This is a genomic window from Faunimonas pinastri, from assembly GCF_900110915.1.
In the GTDB taxonomy this organism is placed as follows: domain Bacteria; phylum Pseudomonadota; class Alphaproteobacteria; order Rhizobiales; family Afifellaceae; genus Faunimonas; species Faunimonas pinastri.
Map to the genome: position 1 here is coordinate 192,073 of NZ_FOFG01000006.1, position 17,648 is coordinate 209,720.

A 17,648-nucleotide genomic window follows, 5' to 3' on the forward strand; every position below is an offset into this window, starting at 1 on the left:
GGTCCGCTCAGGCCGCGCCATCAGAGATCCTTGCAGAGACGGAGCGAGTCGTAGAGCGCGGCGTGGATGTTGCGCCCGGCCAGCGCGTCGCCCACCCGGTAGAGCGCGAAGCCGTCGCCATCCGGCCAGGGTTGCGGCCGGCCGGCGACGATCGCGTCCTGATCGACCTGCCCGCCATTGACCGAGCGCGCCTTCAGGGACGTGTAGAGCGCATCGACCGGCAGCGTGCCGCGTTCCACGATCACGCGGTCGACGACGCGTTCCTCCTCCGCGTCCGTATAGGTGTTGCGGAGCGCCACGATCAGGCGGTTGCCCTCGGGGTAGATCTCGATGAGGTCCATGTTCGGCGTCATCACCACGCCGAGCTTATAGAGTTCGCGGAGATGGATCGGCTGGTTGGTCGTGCCGATCTCCTCGCCCACCATGCGGTCATGCGTCACGATCTCCACGAGGCAGCCGCGCTTGGCGAGCGTTTCCGCCGTGGAGGCGGCATTGTGCTGGCCCATCTCGTCGAAGAGCAGCACGGACCCGGTGGGCTCGACGGTGCCGGTCAGGACGTCCCAGGTGCTGATCGCGTGTTCCGCGCCCTTGGCATGGCCGAGGCTGGGCAGGCCGCCGGTGGCGACGATCACCACGTCCGGCGCCTCGGCCATGATCGCCCCCTCCGTCGCCTCCGTGCCGAGCCGGAGATCGGCGCCATTCTTCGCCGCCTGCGCGTGCAGCCAGCGCGGAATGCCGGAAAGCGCCTCTCGCCACGTCGCTTTTGCAGCGATGTTGATCTGCCCGCCGGCGAGCCGCTCCTTCTCGAAGAGCACGACGGAATGACCGCGAGCGGCGGCGACCCGCGCCGCTTCCAGTCCGCCGGGACCGCCGCCGACCACCACGACCTTGCGCGGCTTTTCGGCCCTGGCGATCACATGCGGCATCGTCGCCTCGCGGCCCGTCGCGGCGTTCTGGATGCAGAGCGCGTCGCCGCCGACATAGATGCGATCGATGCAATAGCCTGCCCCGATGCATTGCCTGATATCGTCGGCGCGGCCTTCCTGCAGCTTCCGCACGAGATGCGGATCGGCGATATGGGCGCGCGTCATGGCGATCATGTCGACATGGCCCTCGGTGACGGCGCGGGCGGCGGTGGCGAGATCGGTGACGCGCTGGGCGTGAAAGACCGGCACGTCCACCTCGCGCTTGATGGCGCTCGGCAGATAGAGAAACGGCGCGACCGGGAAAGCCATGTTGGGCAGCGAGATCGCATGGGCGATGTGGTCGCGCGCATGCCCGCCCAGCACATTGATGAAATCGACGAGCCCGCGCCGGGAATACTCCACCGCGATGGCGATCTGGTCTTCCTGCGTCAACCCGTCGGCGATCAGTTCATCGCCCGACATGCGCATGCCGATGACGTAATCGTCACCGACTTCCGCGCGCATGGCCTCCAGCACCTCGATGCCGAAGCGCATGCGGTTTTCCAGCGAGCCGCCGTATCTGTCGGTGCGCGCGTTGACCGAGGGCGACCAGAACTGATCCAGCAGATGCCCGTGCGCGCCGGAAATCTCGCAGCCGTCGAGCCCGCCCTCCTTGCAGCGCCGCACCGCCTGCGCGAAGCCCGCGACGATACGGGCGATGTCCTCGTCTTCCGCTTCCTTGGGGATGGTGCGGGACGCGGGTTCGCGGCGCGGCGAGGGCGCAACCGTCGGAAACCAGTTCTCCGTGTCCCACTTGGTGCGCCGGCCCATATGGGTCAGCTGGATCATCAGCTTGGCGCCGTGGCGATGAATGCGATCGGAGAACTCGCGAAAGAACGGAACGACGCTGTCGTCGGCGACCGAGATCTGGTTCCACGGCGCGGCCGGGCTGTCGAGCGCGACGGAGGACGAGCCGCCGAACATCGTGAGGCCGATGCCACCCTTGGCCTTTTCCTCGTGGTAAAGCTGGTAGCGCTCCTGCGGCTTGCCGTCCTTGCCATAGCCCGGCGCGTGGCTCGTGGACATCACGCGGTTGCGGATCGTCAGGCCCTTGATGGTGAGCGGCTTCAGGAGAGCTTCGGCATTGGCGATCATGGCGTGTCCTGGGCTGATCCTGAGGGCCGCGACGCTTACGGGATGCTCGGAGATACGGATGAAGCGCCCGTCTCGGAGGGCGCGCCCTTGCCGTTCCGCTCCGCGCGCGGCGAATGACCGAAGCGGCGGCGATAGGCGGCGGAGAAATGGGCGGCGGACTGGAAGCCGCAGGCGAGCCCTATATCGGTAACGGAAAGCTCGGAGAGGCGCAGCAGCTCGCGCGCCCGGTCGAGCCTCAGCGTCACGTAGAACTCTCCCGGCGACGTCGCGAGATGCAGCTTGAAGAGCCGCTCCAGCTGGCGCGGCGAGAGACCGATGCGCTGCGCCACAACCGTCACGGACAACGGCGCGTCGATGGTCCGGCGCATCAGGCCGGCCGCGCGCTCCAGTTCGGGATGGGTGACGGCGAAGCGGCTGCGGGCCGGTGGATGCTGCGGCTCTCCGGCATGGCGCACCCGGTCCACGATGAACTGGTCGGACATGCGGACGACCGCGTCGCGGCCAAGCCGCGCTTCCACGAAGACCGCCATCATGTCGAGCGGGGCGATGCCGCCGGTGCAGGTGAAGCGGTCGCGGTCGATCACGAAGAGGTCCTCGGTGAACTGGACATCCTCGAATTCCTCCCGGATGGAATGGAGGTTTTCCCAATGGATGGCGCAGCGATAGCCGTCGAGGAGATCGGCTTCCGCCAGCGCGAAGGTGCCGGTGCAGAGCGCGCCCAGCGCGATGCCGCGCCGGTCGAGGCGGCGGAGTTCGTCCTTCAGGCGCCGGTCAACCGCGTGCCGCACATTGATGCCGCCGCAGACGAAAACCACGTCGAGCGGACCGGCATCGCCAAGCACCACGGTGGGTGACAGCGCGAAGCCGCTGGAGGACGGCGCCGGCATGCCGTCCAGCGTCAGCGCCGTCCAGGAGTAGACGGCCTCGCCCGCGATATAGTTCGCCATGCGGCAGGCCTCGATCGCCGCCGAGCAGGCGATCATGGAATAATTGGGCAGGGTCAGGAAGCCGAACCGCGTCAGCGAACCGGGATCAATGGAGCGGGTGCCGGTGGAGCGGGCCCCTGCGGGGTGGGTCACTGTGGAGCGGGTCACGGTGGGGGCCATTGCTACCGGTCGATCACCAGGTCGGAGAGCGGCTTGGCGCAGCAGATCAGGATCATGCCCTGATCCACCTCGCGCTGGCGGATGCCGCCCTGATGCGTCATCGCCACCTCGCCGGACAGCTTCTTCGACTTGCAGGTGCCGCACATGCCCTTGGTGCAGGAGGACGGCAGCCGCATCCCCGCCGTGCGGGCCGCCGTCAGGATCGGCACGTCGGCGGGGCATTCGACCACCCGCTTCGATTTGGCGAACTCGACCCGGAAGGTCTTCGTCGCGGGCGCTTCCTGCTCCAGCACCTCTTCCACGACCGCCGGTGACAGGTCCTCGAAGGAGAAGCTTTCCTCGTGGTAGCGGGCCATGTCGAAGCCCGCCTGCCCCAGCATCGCGCGGACGGCGGCCATGTAGGGCGCGGGCCCGCAGGTGAAGATCGTGCGCTCCGCGAAATCCGGCGCGATCAGGCGCAGCATGTCGAGGCCGAGGCGGCCGTGCAGCCCATGCCAGCGCTCGCCTGACCCGTCCGTCTCGCAGACGGGCGCGAAGCGGAAGGACGGCGCGTTCTTCGCGATCAGCTCCAGTTCCTGGCGAAAGATGATGTCGGCCGGCGACCGCGCATTGTGAACGAAGACGATGTCGCGCGGCTCGGCCAGATCATGGAAGGTGCGCGCCATCGACATCAGCGGGGTGATGCCGCTTCCACCGGACAGGAACAGGTATTTCGGCGCGGGATGGTCGAGGCAGGTGAACTCGCCCATCGGCCCGACGGCCCGCACCATGTCGCCGGCCCTGAGATTGTCGTGCAGCCAGTTCGACGCCGGGCCGCCGGGCACGCGCTTCACCGTGATCGACACGGTGCCCGGCCGGGTGGGCGCGGAGGAGATCGTATAGCAGCGGTTCACGATCTCGCCGCCGATCTCCAGATCGAGCGTCAGGAACTGGCCGGGAAAATAACGGAAAAGCGACGGCGATCGCGACTGGAAGACGAACGTCTTCACGTCATGCGTCTCGACGCGCACCTGCCGGCAGACGAGGAGGTCCTCGCAATCGGCATCCCAGAGCGGAAGATCGCCGAGGAAGCGGGCCGCCGGTTCGTCCAGCAGGGCGACGGCCGGCGCGTTCAAGGCTGCACCAGCCCCGTCTCGGCCGCCATCCGGCCAATGTACCAGTTGCAGAACTTCTCCACGAGGAACTCGGTATAGGGCGAATACGGCCCGATCTGGTAGGCCGGGCTCGTCGCGCCCTGCTGGCAATAGGCGACGAGATCGCCGTCCTGCTGGTTGGTCGCCGTCCAGACGCCCGTCAGGTTTTCCAGATCATAGTCGACGCCTTCCACCGCATCCTTGTGAACCAGCCACTTGGTGCGCAGCAGCGTGCGGTCCGGCCCGAGCGGGATCGCCGCGAAGGTCACGACGTGGTCGCTCATGAAGTGGTGCCAGGAATTCGGCTGCGTCCAGAAGGACAGCGCGCCGTGGCGGGCATGGGTGAACTTGCCGAGAAGCTTGCGGCAGGCGGCCTTGGTGTCCATCGTGTGCGCCTCGCCCGCCCCGTCCAGCGGCAGGCGCTGCGTGCGGAAACCGGTGGCGCGGTCGTCGAGATGATCGATCTCACGGGAGGGGATCCCCTCCTTCTCCCATTCCAGGCTGGAATCGTCGACCAGACAGGAATAACGCGCCGCCTGCTCGCGGTCCTGCTCGTCCAGCTGCTCGGGCGAAAAGCCGAAGCCATAGGCGAAGAGCGGCACGGTCAGCTCCGGATGGTTGCCGGCGCAATGGTAGCACTCGCGATTGTTCTCCATCGTGAGCTTCCAGTTGCCGCGCTCGATCAGGTCGCTTTCATAGGCGACCTTGCAGTTCCTGAGATCGTGCGGGGCAAGGTAGGGCGCCATGGTGGCGGCCATGTCTTCGAAGTCGGCCGGCGGTTCGTCGGCGAGGCAGATGAAGAGCAGCCCTTCCAGCGAGCGGAGATGCACCGGCTTCAGCCCGTGGCAGCCGGGATCGAAACTCTCGCCCATATGGTCGGCGTGAATGAGCTGGCCATCCGTGTTGTAGGTCCAGGCATGGTAGCGGCAGACGATGTTGCCGACCGTGGCCTTGGGTTCCAGCACCAGCCGCGCGCCACGGTGGCGGCAGACATTGTGGAAGGCCTTCACCGCGTTGTCGTCGTCGCGCACGATCAGCACGGAGTTGCGGCCGATATCGATCGTCATCGTGTCGCCCGGCTCCGGCACGTCGGGCTCCACGCCGACGAAGATCCAGTGCCGCTCGAAGATCGCTTCCATGTCGGCGTCGAAGATCTCTTGGCTCGTGTAGAACGGCGCCTCGAGGCTGTAGCCGGGCAGGCGGCGGCGGAGCAGGGACGACAGCGGCGTTTCGACACGGTGGAGCATCTGATGTCCTCCCGCCCACACTGTCACGTGGGCGTCATGACCGAAGTGTCGAATGGTTCAAAAGTAGAAACTTATTTGCAAGCGACATTTACTTCGCTTTTCGCGACATGGCTGAAGAAACAGCGTCGCGACTGCTTTTTAGTCAAAGACCCGGCCGCCCGCGAGCTGGTGCCGCGATGGCGGTTCGGGCCTCTCACGGGCCACAGCGATGGCGCGCCGCGCGAGACCGCGAACATCGGACGGTGACACGCCGTGGGCGGCCTTGAAGTGGCGCGAGAAGTGCGCGCAATCGGCGAAGCCCGCGTCGAGCGCGATCTCAGTCACCGGGCGATCCGTCGTGTCGAGCAGGAAGGCCGCGTAGCGCAGGCGCAAGCTGCGGTAGAGCTCCGCCGGCCGTTGCCCCAGCACGGAAGCGAACAGCCGTTCCAGCTGGCGGGTGGAAAGGCCGAGCCGCGCCGCGATCGCGGCGATCGGCACGGGTTCGGCGAGGTTCTGCTCCATGACGATCAGCGCGCGGCGCACCCGGTCGTCCGCCACGGCCGGGGCGAGCGGCGGATGCGGCTGCGATTGCGATCCCTCGCGCGCCCGCTCCAGGAGCAGGACATGGCGGCTCTTCTGAGCGGCGGAGCGACCGATATGCTTCTCGATCAGCGTCGTCGCGAGATCGGCGACCCCGCCGCCGCCGGCGCAGGTGATGCGATCGCCGTCGATCAGGAAGAGCCGGTCGGAGACGCAGTCATGACCGGGAAAGGCCTCGGCGAAATCGGCGTGGTGGTACCAGCTGACGCAGCAGCGCCGCCCCCGCATCAACCCGGCGCGGGCAAGCACGAAGCTGCCGGTGCAGAGCCCGACCAGCGCCACGCCCGACGCTGCGGCATGGCGGAGATATTCGACGGTGGCGTCGTCCACCGGCCGTTCGCCGCCGAGAAGGCCGCCGACGACGACGATGTAGTCGAAGTCGCGGGGATCGCGCAGCGAAGCCGTCGGCTGGATGGCGATGCCGCAACTCGCCTGCACCGGCCGGGCGGTCGAAGCCATGATCTCCCATTGCGCGAGGATCGGCCGGCTGAGATCGCCCTCGTCCGCGGCAAGGCGAAGCTGGTCCACGAAGAGGGAAAAGGCGGAGAGCGTGAACCGGTCGGCGAGGACGAAGCCGACGCGCAGGCTCGCAGTCTGCGCCATCGCCCTGGCCGTGTTCCCCTTGACGCTCATCCCACGCTCCCCCGCCCGAACGGGGAGCCTAGCAAGGCGCGTGCCGGTCGTCCCCTGCGAAATCCCGAGGGCGCGGCCTACAGGAACTCCCGCCGGGCCTCTTCGAGGAACTGCCAGACGTAAGCCGCGAAGGAGCGCCAGGCATCGACGACGAAGCGGGTTTCGACGGTGCGACGGAGCACGATCTCGCTCTTGGCGAGCACGGTGCGCGTGCACATGCCGACCGGAAAAGCCTGAAGCGAAAGATCGAGCGGGCAGCCGGCATTCAGCACCGCTGCCGCCTCGGGTCCCTCGACCGTGAAGGCGACACTGCGATGGCTGACATCGACGAGCGAGTGCGGCAGGTCCGTCAGCGCCCCTTCCAGCGTGGCGAAGAGCGTATCCGGATCGCCGGAGGCGAGGAGCATCCACTCGTCCGGCCCCAGCCAGAGCGCCGCTCGTCCCCCACCGGAAGAGAACCGGCAGGCTTCACGCGGCAACGCAACGCCGAAGCCCTCGGCGGCGCGGGCAATGGCCGCTTCGTCGCGGGCGCGGAAGGAAAGCCGCACGCCCGGCGGCACCAGGGCCATGCGCACGGCGGGACGGGCGCGGGCATGGGATGCCCGCTGGTCCAGCGGACCGATCGGGCGGGCGGGTGGGAAGGCGACGGTCTCAACCATGAATGCGCTCCCCTTCCTTGTCGAAAAATACCGGCTCCACCACGTCCACCGCGATCGCGCCGCCCGGCATCGGCACATGCAGCGTTTCGCCGATGCGCCCCCGCCCGCCCGCCACCATGCCGATGGCGATGGAGCGGCCGACGACAGAACTCGCATAGGACGAGGTGACGTGGCCGAGCGCCTTCATCGGCAGCGGCGCGTTGGGGTCGGCGACGATCTGCGCGCCTTCCTCCAGCACGGTGGCGGGATCGCTTGTAAGGAGCCCCACCATCTGCTTGCGGTCCGGTCGCTGCATCTGCGGTCGCGCCAGCGAGCGCTTGCCGACGAAATCGCGCTTCGCCTTGCCGACCGCCCAGCCGAGGCCGACATCGTCGGGCGTGTTGGTGCCGTCCGTCTCCTGCCCGACGATGATGTAGCCCTTCTCGGCGCGCAGCACGTGCATCGTCTCCGTGCCGTAGGGCGTGATGCCATGGGGCTGGCCGGCGGCGAAAATCGCGTCCCACACCGCGCGGCCGTAATTGGCGGGCACGTTCACCTCGAAACCGAGCTCGCCGGTGAAGGAAACGCGGAAAAGCCGGGTCGGCACGCCACAAATATGGCCGGTACGCACGCTCATATGCGGCATCGCCTCGCGGGAGAGGTCGATTCCCTCCACCAGCGGCTCCAGCACTTGGCGCGCCTTCGGCCCCTGCACGGCGATGACCGCCCATTGCTCGGTCGTGGACGTCAGCCAGACCTCCAGGTCCGGCCATTCCGTCTGGAGATAGTCCTCCATGTGGTTGAGGACGCGCGGCGCGCCGCCGGTCGTGGTCGTGACGTGGAAGCGATCCGGCGCCATGCGGCCGACCACGCCGTCATCCATGACGAAGCCGTCCTCGCGCAGCATCACGCCATAGCGCAGGCGGCCCGGCTCCAGCTTCGCCCAGGCGTTGGTGTACATGCGGTTCATGAACTCCGCCGCGTCGCGCCCGACCACCTCGATCTTGCCGAGCGTCGAGCCGTCGAAGATGCCGACGCTTTCGCGCACCGCCCGGCACTCGCGCGCCACGGCTTCGTGCATGTCCTCACCACCCTCGGGGAAATAGCGGGCGCGCTTCCAGATGCCGACATCCTCGAAGACCGCGCCGTGCTCCGCCGCCCAGTCGTGGATCGGCGTGGTACGGACGGGATCGAAGAGTTCGCCTCGCGCCTGCCCCGCGAAGAGGGCGAAGGTCGTCGGCGTATAGGGCGGGCGGAAGGTGGTGAGGCCGACTTCCGGCACGGACTTGCCGAGCGCGTCGGAAACGATGGCCAGCGCATTGATGTTGGAGGTGCGGCCCTGGTCGGTCGCCATGCCGGTCGTGGTGTAGCGCTTGACGTGCTCGATGGAGCGGAAGCCTTCCTGCGTCGCGAGCTTCACGTCCTTCGCGGTGACGTCGTTCTGGAAATCGACGAAGGCTTTGACCCGCGAAGCGTCGCGACGGTGCGGCGTTATCCCGCGATGGCCGGAATGGCCGAGTTCTTCCGCATCGACGGTGAAGCGTCGCGCAGCGCCGTCGGACGCGCCTTTCCCCGCCGCCGCCACACCCGCCGCGTGACCGTCGGCGAGCACCTCGGCGAGACCGTAGATGCCTCGACACGCGCCGACGGAACGTTCGCGCTCGACCGAAACGCTGGGCACATAGGCCTCCAGCGCCTCGTCCCACGCCATCTTGCCGCGCGACTGAGAGAACAGCGACAAGGTTGGCGTGAAGCCGCCCGACATCAGCAGCAGGTCGCAGGGAACCGTTTCCGTCGCGCCGCCGACCACCGCCCCGAGCGAGGCACTCCTGATGCGCAGGCGACCGCTCGTGCCCTGCACCGACGTGCCCGGCAGGACGCGGATGCCGTCAGCCCTCGCCCGCTCCACGACCGCACCAGTCGGATCGGGCCGGAGATCGGCAATCGCCGCGATCTCGACGCCGGCGGCCTTCAGGTCTAGCGCGGCGCGATAGGCACTGTCGGAAGCGGTGAAGACAACCGCGCGATTGCCGGGCTTCGCGCCAAAGCGATTGGCGTATATCCGCGCCGCCTCGGCCATCATCACGCCGGGCCGGTCGTTTTCCGGGAACACGAGCGGCCGCTCGATGGAGCCGGCGGCGATCACCACCTCGCGGGCGCGCACTTGCCAGAGCCGCTCGCGCGGCAGGTCGGAGCCCGGCGCAGCCAGGTGATCGGTGACGCGCTCGGCCAGCCCGACGAGATTGTGAGGGTAATAGCCAAAGGCCGTCGTTCTGGTGAGGAGCCGCACATTCTCGCGCGAGCATAAGGTGGCCACGGCCTCGGCGACCCACGCTTCCGCATCCCTGCCGTCGATCACGGTATCGCGTTCGTGCAGCAGCGAGCCCCCGAATTCCGCCTGCTCGTCGCAGAGGATGACGCGGACGCCCGTCTCCGAAGCGGCCAGCGCGGCGGCGAGACCGGCGGGTCCGGCGCCCACGACCAGCACCTCGCAATGGGCGTAGCGCTGGGTATAGCGGTCGGTATCCGCCGCCTGCGGCGCACGGCCGAGCCCGGCGGCGCGGCGGATCACCGGCTCGTAGAATTTCGCCCAGGCCCCCGCCGGCCACATGAAGGTCTTGTAGTAGAAGCCCGCCGGCAGGAAGCGGCCGAGCCCGTCATTCACCGCGCCGACATCGAAGGCGAGCGACGGCCAGCGGTTCTGGCTTTCCGCCACCATGCCGTCGGTGATCTCCACCTGCGTGGCGCGGAGGTTCGGCGTGTAATGCGCCTCGTCGCGACCCACGCCGACCAGCGCGTTCGGCTCCTCGCTGCCGGCCGTCAGGATGCCGCGCGGGCGGTGATACTTGAAGGAGCGGCCGACGAGATGGACGCCGTTGGCGATCAGCGCCGAGGCCAGCGTGTCCCCGGCAAAGCCTTCGTAGCTCTTGCCGTCGAAGGTGAAGCGCACCGGCTTGGCCCGATCGATGCGTCCGCCGACGGGAAGGCGGAATTCAGCGCTCACCGGCGCCTCCCGTACTGGCGGAAGCCACGGCCCGTGCCGGCACATCGGGCCGGGGTTCACCCACTTTGTAGGTCGCCAGGAAAAAGTCGGTCGTCGTGTCGCGGATGGCGTTGAAGAAGCGGCCGCAGCCATGGAAGTGCCGCCAGCGCTCGGCATAGGGCCCGCGCGCATTGGTGCGATTGTAGAGGAATTCGCCCCAGGGATCGGCCTCGACGCCGGACGGATCCTCGGGCCGGGCGATATGGGCCTCGCCGGCATAGCGGAATTCGAGTTCCGGGCGCGGGCCGCAATAGGGACAGGTGATCAGCAGCATGGTCGCTTTCCCGCCCGTCAGTGGGCAACGGCCGCGGCGGCGGCCTCGTCGATGAGCACGCCGTCGCGGAAGCGCTCGATGGTGAAGGGCGCGTTGATCGGATGCGGCTCGTCGCGCGCGATCGTGTGGGCGAAGACGTTGCCGGAGCCGGGCGTCGCCTTGAAGCCGCCGGTGCCCCAGCCGCAATTGACGTAGAGGCCCGCGACCGGCGTCTTCGCCAGGATCGGCGAGCGATCCGGGGTCACGTCGACGATGCCGCCCCAGTTCCTCAGCATCCGCATGCGCCGGAACTGCGGGAAGAGCTCGCAGATCGCGTCCAGCGTATGGGTGGCGATGTGGAGCCCGCCGCGCTGCGTATAGGACGTATAGGCGTCGGTGCCCGCCCCGATCACCAGCTCGCCCTTGTCGGACTGGCTGATATAGGCGTGAATCGTGTTGGACATGACCACGCAGGGGAAGACCGGCTTGATCGGCTCCGACACCAGCGCCTGCAGGGGATAGCTTTCCAGCGGCATGCGCACGCCGGCCATCGCCATGACCACGCTGGTATTGCCCGCGGCGACGACGCCGATCTTCGGCGCTCCGATGAAGCCCCGCGACGTTTCCACGCCCTGCACCGCGCCGTCCGGCCCGCGCCGGATCGCCGTCACCTCGCAGTTCTGGATGATGTCGACGCCCCGCGCCGAGGCCGCGCGGGCATAGCCCCATGCGACCGCGTCGTGCCGCGCCGTGCCCCCGCGCCGCTGCAACGCTCCGCCCAGCACGGGATAGCGCATGCCGGGCGCGATGTTGAGCGGCGGGCAGAAGGCCTTGCACTCTTCCGCCGACAGCCATTCGTTGTCGACGCCGGCGATGCGGTTGGCGTGGACGTGGCGTTTGAAGCTCTGCACGTCGTGGACGTTGTGGGCCAGCATCAGCACGCCGCGCGGCGAGTACATGACGTTGTAGTTGAGATCCCGCGACAGCCCTTCCCAGAGCTTCACCGCATGGTCGTAAAGCGCCGCGCTCTCCTCGAAGAGGTAGTTGGAGCGGATGATCGTGGTGTTGCGGCCGGTGTTGCCGCCGCCGAGCCAGCCCTTCTCGATGACCGCGACATTGGTGATGCCGTGCTCCTTCGCGAGGTAGTAGGCGGTGGCGAGGCCGTGCCCGCCGGCACCCACGATCACCACATCGTAGGCGGCCTTCGGCTCGGGCGAGCGCCATTGCGGCTCCCAGCCCTTGTGGCTGGAAAAGGCTTTGGCGAAGAGGGAAAGACCGGAAAACTTCTGCATCGCGACCGAACCGAAGGAATGAAGGAGCTTCTCCCCAAACCTCAGGACGCGCGAGCACCTTTCCGCCGCTTTGCTTGAACGGAAGCGACATCGGCGATTTTGTTTCCGACGTGAAAAGGGCGGCCCCACTGCCGCGGGACCGCCCTGATCGACGTCAGATGTGCGTGAGCCCTAGAGGCCGAGCGCCTTGTGCACCGCCGCCTTGGCGTCGCCGCCATCCATGGTGGTCACGCCCTCAAGCCAGCTGTCGACGAGCTTCGGGTTGGCCTTCAGCTGCTTCATCGCCGCCTTTTTGGGATCGGCGTTGTCGTCGAGGATCTGCGACATGATGGTGTTCTCCATGTCGACGTTGAAGGTCACCTGCGACAGGAGCTTGCCGACATTCGGGCATTCCTTCTCGTAGTTCTTGCGCTCCACCGTGTTGACCATCGCCGCGCCGAAGTTCGGGCCGAAATATTTGTCGCCACCAGCCAGATAGGTGAGCTTGTACTTCGTGTTCATGGGATGCGGCTCCCAGGCGAGGAACACGATCCACTTCTTGGCCCGCTCGGCGCGTTCGACCTGCGAAAGCATGCCCTGCTCGGAGGATTCCACCAGCTTCCAGTCGCCCAGGCCGAACTCCTTGGCGGTGATCATTTCCTGGATGTGCTGGTTGGCGGGCGCGCCGGGCTCGATGCCGTAGAAGGTCTTCTCGAATTTGTCGGCGTTCTTGGCGAGATCCGCGAAGTTCTTCACACCGGCATCGGCGACATAGGCCGGCACCGCGAGCGTGAACCGGATGCCCTGCAGGTTGGTATGGACGGAGACGAGGTCGCCCGTCTTTTCGAGCGGCTCGACGAAATGCGCCTGCGCCGGCATCCAGTTGCCGAGGAAGGCGTCGAGCTGGCCGTTCTTCAGCGCCTGGAAGGTGATGGGAACGGCGAGCGAATCCACCTTCTGCTTGTAGCCCAGCGCGTCCGCCACGATGCCGAACATGGCGTTGGTGGAGGTGATGTCCGTCCAGCCGGGATCGGACATGCGGATCGTCTTGCAGCTCGCAGGCTCCGCGGCAGTCGCGACGGCCGGCAGCAGGGCCGCGCTCGCGGCAATTGCAAGGCACCCAAGCACATGTTTCATGGTTTAACTCCCCTCTCCAGGATCGGCGTATTGGTGTGGCCGCTCGGACCCGCAACCCGGGGAAAGCGCGCTTTCGCCTCCAGATCGTCGAGATCCATGTGGTTGCGGATATATTGCCGGCTCGCATCGCGAACCGGCTGGTAGTCCCACGGCGCATGCGCCCCCTGCGACAGGGCCGACGTCACGAGTTGCCGCCGCCGCTGGCTGTCGCGCACCTTCTCGTCCAGCGCCTGCAGGTCCCAGCGCGCCTCGATCTCCGCCCGGAATCTGGCGACCGTGCCGGCGTGCTCGGGAGAGCCTGCGAGGTTGACGAGCTCGCGCGGATCGCTGGCGAGATCGTAGAGCTGGTCGGGATCGGCCGGGGAATGGACGAATTTCAGGTCGCCGCGCCGGATCATGATGATGGGCGCAACCGCGCCTTCCGCCAGATATTCGCCGATCACCTCGTCATGGCCGCCATTGTCCAGGAGGTGGGGCAACAGGCTGCGGCCGTCGATCTCGCTGACATAAGGCGTCTCGCCCTGACCGCTCGCGATCTCCACCAGCGTCGGCAGCACGTCGACCAGCGACACGGACCGGGAAACGCGGTGCGCCGGAAAGGCGGCGGGCGCATGGACGAGCAGCGGCACGCGGGAGGCTCCCTCGAAGAAGCTCATCTTGTACCAGAAACCGCGCTCGCCCAGCATCTCCCCGTGATCGCTGGTGACGATCACGACCGTGTTCTCGTCGAGGCCGGCCGCCTTCAGCGTCTGCATGATGCGGCCGACATTGTCGTCGACATAGGAGATCGCGCCGTAATAGGCCCGCCGGGCGTTGCGGATGTCCTGTTCGGTGATCTCCGCGCCGTCCATGTCGCAGACGCGGGAGAGCCGCTCCTCGTGCGGCGTGCGAGGAACGTCACCCGGGCCCACAGCCGGCAGGTCGATCTCCTCGTCCTTGTAGAGGTTCCAGTACTTCTCCGGAATGGCGAAGGGATCGTGCGGATGGGTCAGCGACACGACCATGCAGAAGGGTCGCTTGTCGGCGGAGCGCACGTGGTCATAGATCGCGCGCTCGGAGGCGAAGATCACCTCGTCGTCGAAATCGAGCTGGTTGGTGCGCACGCAGAGCCCGGCATCGGTCACCGAACTCATGTTGTGATACCAGCTCGGCCGGTCGTGCGGGTGGTCCCAATCCGGCGTCCAGCCGAAATCGGCGGGGTAGATGTCGGTGGTCAGCCGCTCCTCGAAACCGTGCAGCTGGTCGGGTCCGCAGAAATGCATCTTGCCGGACAGGATCGTTCGATAGCCCGCGCCGCGCAGATAGTGCGCGAAGGTCGGGATATCGGAGCGGAACTCGGAGGCATTGTCATAGGCGCCGGTGCGCGAGGGCAGGCTGCCGGACATGAAGGCGGCGCGCGACGGCGAGCAGAGGGGGCTGTTGCAATAGGCGGCGTCGAACACGACACCCTCCTCCGCCAGCTTCGCCATGTTGGGTGCCTTGACCAGCGGATGGCCGTAGAAAGGCAGGGCCGCAGGCGCCATCTGGTCGGCCATGATCAAAACGATATTCATGCCACGGGAACTCAAGGGATCCTCTCCGGTCACGTGTCCCGGCTGCCAATGTGCTAGGCAAGGAGCATGCCAGCAAGCAAAACATTCATCTTGGCAGCCCCACTCGAAGAATGCTTATCTCTTCATATACCCATGAGCAGGGTTCATGCGAAGGCGCGAAACTCACATTCTGCTGAACGAGTTGTCCGTGTTCGAGCTGGCGGCCCGGCACGGCAGCTTCAGCGAGGCGGCGCGTGAACTCGGGATAACGCAGTCCGCCGTCAGCCACCAGGTGGGGCGGCTGGAGCGCGAGCTCGGTACGGTTCTCTTCGAGCGCGTCTGGCGCGGCGTGACGCTGACGGAGGCCGGCCGCGTCCTCAGCGATTCCGTGCGCGCCAGCCTCGACCTCCTGTCGCTCGGCGTCGACGCGGCCAGGTCCCTGGGCAACGGCCAGCGCATCACCGTCGTCACCGATTTCGGCTTCGCGGCCTATTGGCTGCTGCCGCATCTCGATGCGCTGAAGGAGGTGCTCCCGGAGATCGAGGTGCGGATCACCACCACGCAGAGCAGCGCCAACGTGGACTTTTCCGCCGGCGATCTCGTGATCGCCTTCGGCGTGGAGGCGCCGGCCGGCTGGGAATCCGTCCGCCTGATCGACGAAACCGTCGTGCCGGTCGCAAATCCCGTGCTGGCGGAAAGACTGGCCCGGGGCGAGCTTGCCCGCGTGCCCCGGCTTCACCTGTCCCTGCCGGAAACACCGCCGCCCAGAAACGCCGCGCCCGCCGCGTCCAACGAGCGCTGGATGGGGTGGCCCTCCTATCTCGCGGGGCAGGCGACGACCTCCACGGGCGGGGCTTGGGAAAGCGCCGGGCCGGATCTCACCTTCAGCAACTATCCCCTCGTCATCCAGGCCGCCATGGCGGGACAGGGCGTGGCGCTCGGCTGGCGGCCGCTGGTGGATACCCTGCTGAACCAGGGCCTGCTGGTGCCGGTCCTGCCGGAGCGGACGACGCCGTCGCGCGGCTACGACCTGCTGCTGCCGCCCTTTCGCGGCGGGCGCTCGCACGTCCATGCGCTGAAGGACTGGCTGGTCGGCCAGTTTTCCGCCAGCCGCCGCCAGAAGAACGAGGAGGACGAAACCGCCTAGGTCACATTCCGCTCTCGCCTCGCGCGCAACGCGCGTTAGATCCTGCTCCACAGGGAGAGCGCCGGCACCCGTCCCGCCGGCGGAGGAACAAGCATGCAGAAGAAGCGGATCGTTTTCACCGGCGGCACCGGCAAGGCCGGCCACCACGCCATCGCGCACCTCGTGGAACACGGCTACGACGTCCTGAACCTCGACATCGCCCCGCTGGACATGGCCGGTGTCAACACGCTCATCGCCGACATCACGGATTCCGGACAGGTCTTCAACGCGCTGTCCAGCCATTACCGCTTCGAGGACCTGGAGACCGGCGCGGGCGTCGAGCCGATCCACGCGGTCGTCCATTTCGCCGCGATCCCGCGTATCCTGATCAAGCCGGATAACGAGACCTTCCGCACCAACGTGATGGGGACCTACAACGTCATCGAAGCGGCGATGAAGCTCGGCATCCGCAAGGTCGTCATCGCCTCGTCGGAAACGACCTACGGCGTCTGCTTCGCGGAAGGCGACAAGGATTTCCACTCCTTCCCGCTCGACGAGAACTACGACGTCGACCCGATGGACAGCTACGGGCTTTCAAAAGTGGTCAACGAAAAGACCGCCCGCGCCTTCGCCATGCGCTTCAAGGCCGACATCTACGCCCTCAGGATCGGCAATGTCATCGAGCCGCACGAATATGCACGGTTCCCGGAGTTCGTGGCCGATCCCATGTCGCGCAAGCGCAATGCCTGGAGCTACATCGACGCCCGCGACCTCGGCCAGATCGCCCGCCGCTGCATCGAGACGGACGGGCTCGGCTTCCAGGTCTTCAACGCCACGAACGACACCATCACCACAGACCAGCCGACGGCCGAGTTCCTCGCGCGCTACTGCCCGGGCGTTCCCGTGACGCGGGAACTGGAAGAGTTCGAGGCGCCGCTTTCCAACCGCAAGATCCGCGACGTCCTCGGCTTCCGCGAGGAGCACAACTGGCGGAAATACGTACCGGGCGCCTGAGGCCCCCACACGCTCCGGAGCCGGCCTAGACGGGCTTCAACTCGGGGTCGAGCAGGCCGTCGTCCACCAGTGCATCCCAGAAGGCGGCGGGAATGTCCGCGTTGAAGCCGTCGAGGTTGCGCTGGAGGTTCCTGACGTTGCTGACGCCGAGCAGCACGGTCGCGACCGCCGGGTGGGAAAGCGGGAACTGCTGCGCCGCCTCCGCCAGCGTCACGCCGAAGCGGGCGGCCACGGCCTGCAGCCGCTTCACGCGGTCGATGACGCCCTGCGGCGCGTCATCGTAATTGAACTTGGCGCCGGGCACCGGCCCTGTGGCGAGGATGCCGGAATTGAAGACGCCGCCGATCACCAGCGAGGCGCCGCGCTTCACGCATTCCGCCAGGAGCGGCTTCGCGCCTTCCTGCTCCAGGAGCGTGAAGCGGCCGGCGAGCAGAAAGCAGTCGAGATCGGCATGCCGGAAGGCGTCCAGGCAGACCGCGACCTCGTTGACGCCGAGGCCGATCGCACCGACGTCGCCGGACGCCTTCAACTCCTGCATCGCCTTGATGCCGCCATCCATCGCGATGGGAAACAGCCGGTCGTTCTCCGCGCCATGCGTGTCGCGACCGATATCGTGCATGTAGAGGACGTCGACCCGGTCGAGCCCGAGACGGTGCAGGCTCGCTTCGTGCGAGCGCATGATGCCGTCATAGGAATAGTCGTATTCCTGCTCGAAGGGCAGTGGATCGACGAACCCGTAATCGCCCATGGTGCGGCCCTTCAGCGGCGTCAGCAGCCGGCCGACCTTGGTGGAGAGCACGTAGCTGTCGCGCGGCTTGTCGCGCAGGAAATCGCCGAGCCGCCGCTCGCTGAGGCCGTGGCCGTAGCGCGGCGCCG

General features: G+C 67.2%; 14 protein-coding genes. 2 read left to right on the plus strand and 12 right to left on the minus strand.

The genetic code is table 11. The features are described 5' to 3' along the window. Positions 1-20: 20 nt before the first annotated feature. The 11 genes from BMY25_RS10265 to betC form a co-directional block, all read right to left on the minus strand. A complete protein-coding gene (locus tag BMY25_RS10265; protein WP_092496539.1) occupies positions 21-2,060 on the minus strand; it encodes an oxidoreductase in 2,040 nt (679 codons plus the stop codon). A gap of 35 nt (positions 2,061-2,095) precedes the next feature. Then, entirely contained in the window at positions 2,096-3,154 is a 1,059-nt protein-coding gene (locus tag BMY25_RS10270; RefSeq protein ID WP_238858261.1) for a GlxA family transcriptional regulator, read from the minus strand. A 14-nt stretch (positions 3,155-3,168) separates the two neighbouring features. After that, positions 3,169-4,281 carry an FAD-binding oxidoreductase gene (locus tag BMY25_RS10275; RefSeq protein ID WP_092496541.1) on the minus strand — a complete coding sequence of 371 codons (1,113 nt, stop codon included), beginning with the start codon at positions 4,279-4,281 and terminating at the stop codon, positions 3,169-3,171. After that, positions 4,278-5,546 carry an aromatic ring-hydroxylating oxygenase subunit alpha gene (locus tag BMY25_RS10280; protein WP_092496542.1) on the minus strand — a complete coding sequence of 423 codons (1,269 nt, stop codon included), beginning with the start codon at positions 5,544-5,546 and terminating at the stop codon, positions 4,278-4,280. Before BMY25_RS10280 ends, BMY25_RS10275 begins: the two co-directional genes overlap by 4 nt. Before the next feature lie 138 nt (positions 5,547-5,684). Continuing rightward, entirely contained in the window at positions 5,685-6,758 is a 1,074-nt protein-coding gene (locus tag BMY25_RS10285) for a GlxA family transcriptional regulator (protein ID WP_092496543.1), read from the minus strand. A gap of 77 nt (positions 6,759-6,835) precedes the next feature. Beyond that, positions 6,836-7,417 carry a sarcosine oxidase subunit gamma gene (locus BMY25_RS10290; RefSeq protein WP_092496544.1) on the minus strand — a complete coding sequence of 194 codons (582 nt, stop codon included), beginning with the start codon at positions 7,415-7,417 and terminating at the stop codon, positions 6,836-6,838. After that, entirely contained in the window at positions 7,410-10,400 is a 2,991-nt protein-coding gene (locus tag BMY25_RS10295; protein ID WP_238858262.1) for a sarcosine oxidase subunit alpha family protein, read from the minus strand. Before BMY25_RS10295 ends, BMY25_RS10290 begins: the two co-directional genes overlap by 8 nt. Then, on the minus strand, positions 10,390-10,713 hold the full coding sequence (locus tag BMY25_RS10300; protein WP_092496546.1) for a sarcosine oxidase subunit delta: 324 nt from the start codon (positions 10,711-10,713) through the stop codon (positions 10,390-10,392). The genes BMY25_RS10295 and BMY25_RS10300 overlap by 11 nt, the downstream gene beginning before the upstream one ends. Before the next feature lie 17 nt (positions 10,714-10,730). Then, positions 10,731-11,984 carry a sarcosine oxidase subunit beta family protein gene (locus BMY25_RS10305; RefSeq protein WP_092496547.1) on the minus strand — a complete coding sequence of 418 codons (1,254 nt, stop codon included), beginning with the start codon at positions 11,982-11,984 and terminating at the stop codon, positions 10,731-10,733. A 171-nt stretch (positions 11,985-12,155) separates the two neighbouring features. Beyond that, positions 12,156-13,100: a choline ABC transporter substrate-binding protein gene (gene choX, locus BMY25_RS10310; protein ID WP_092496548.1), complete on the minus strand. Its 945-nt coding sequence runs from the start codon at positions 13,098-13,100 to the stop codon at positions 12,156-12,158. After that, a complete protein-coding gene (betC, locus tag BMY25_RS10315) occupies positions 13,097-14,653 on the minus strand; it encodes a choline-sulfatase (RefSeq protein ID WP_092496549.1) in 1,557 nt (518 codons plus the stop codon). Before betC ends, choX begins: the two co-directional genes overlap by 4 nt. A 145-nt stretch (positions 14,654-14,798) precedes the next feature. On the opposite strand from betC, the gene BMY25_RS10320 reads away from it, so the two are divergent. Together BMY25_RS10320 and BMY25_RS10325 are read left to right on the plus strand one after the other, a co-directional pair. Continuing rightward, positions 14,799-15,779, plus strand: a complete 981-nt coding sequence (locus BMY25_RS10320) for a LysR family transcriptional regulator (RefSeq protein ID WP_092496550.1) — start codon at positions 14,799-14,801, stop codon at positions 15,777-15,779. Between the two features lie 93 nt (positions 15,780-15,872). Further along, positions 15,873-16,772 (plus strand): NAD-dependent epimerase/dehydratase family protein, encoded by a 900-nt coding sequence (locus BMY25_RS10325; RefSeq protein ID WP_092496551.1) that lies wholly within the window; start codon positions 15,873-15,875, stop codon positions 16,770-16,772. A 25-nt stretch (positions 16,773-16,797) separates the two neighbouring features. Here the strand turns inward: BMY25_RS10325 and BMY25_RS10330 are convergent. Then, the coding region (locus BMY25_RS10330; RefSeq protein WP_092496552.1) for an aldo/keto reductase at positions 16,798-17,648 on the minus strand (851 nt) is incomplete at its 5' end.

Bases quoted from the DNA above. Each gene is read 5' to 3' on its own strand.
- BMY25_RS10265 (WP_092496539.1), bottom strand. From the start codon at position 2,060: ATGATCGCCAATGCCGAAGCTCTCCTGAAGCCGCTCACCATCAAGGGC.
- BMY25_RS10280 (WP_092496542.1), bottom strand. From the start codon at position 5,546: ATGCTCCACCGTGTCGAAACGCCGCTGTCGTCCCTGCTCCGCCGCCGC.
- BMY25_RS10285 (WP_092496543.1), bottom strand. From the start codon at position 6,758: ATGAGCGTCAAGGGGAACACGGCCAGGGCGATGGCGCAGACTGCGAGC.
- BMY25_RS10290 (WP_092496544.1), bottom strand. From the start codon at position 7,417: ATGGTTGAGACCGTCGCCTTCCCACCCGCCCGCCCGATCGGTCCGCTG.
- BMY25_RS10300 (WP_092496546.1), bottom strand. From the start codon at position 10,713: ATGCTGCTGATCACCTGTCCCTATTGCGGCCCGCGCCCGGAACTCGAA.
- BMY25_RS10305 (WP_092496547.1), bottom strand. From the start codon at position 11,984: ATGCAGAAGTTTTCCGGTCTTTCCCTCTTCGCCAAAGCCTTTTCCAGC.
- choX (WP_092496548.1), bottom strand. From the start codon at position 13,100: ATGAAACATGTGCTTGGGTGCCTTGCAATTGCCGCGAGCGCGGCCCTG.
- betC (WP_092496549.1), bottom strand. From the start codon at position 14,653: ATGAATATCGTTTTGATCATGGCCGACCAGATGGCGCCTGCGGCCCTG.
- BMY25_RS10320 (WP_092496550.1), top strand. From the start codon at position 14,799: ATGCGAAGGCGCGAAACTCACATTCTGCTGAACGAGTTGTCCGTGTTC.
- BMY25_RS10325 (WP_092496551.1), top strand. From the start codon at position 15,873: ATGCAGAAGAAGCGGATCGTTTTCACCGGCGGCACCGGCAAGGCCGGC.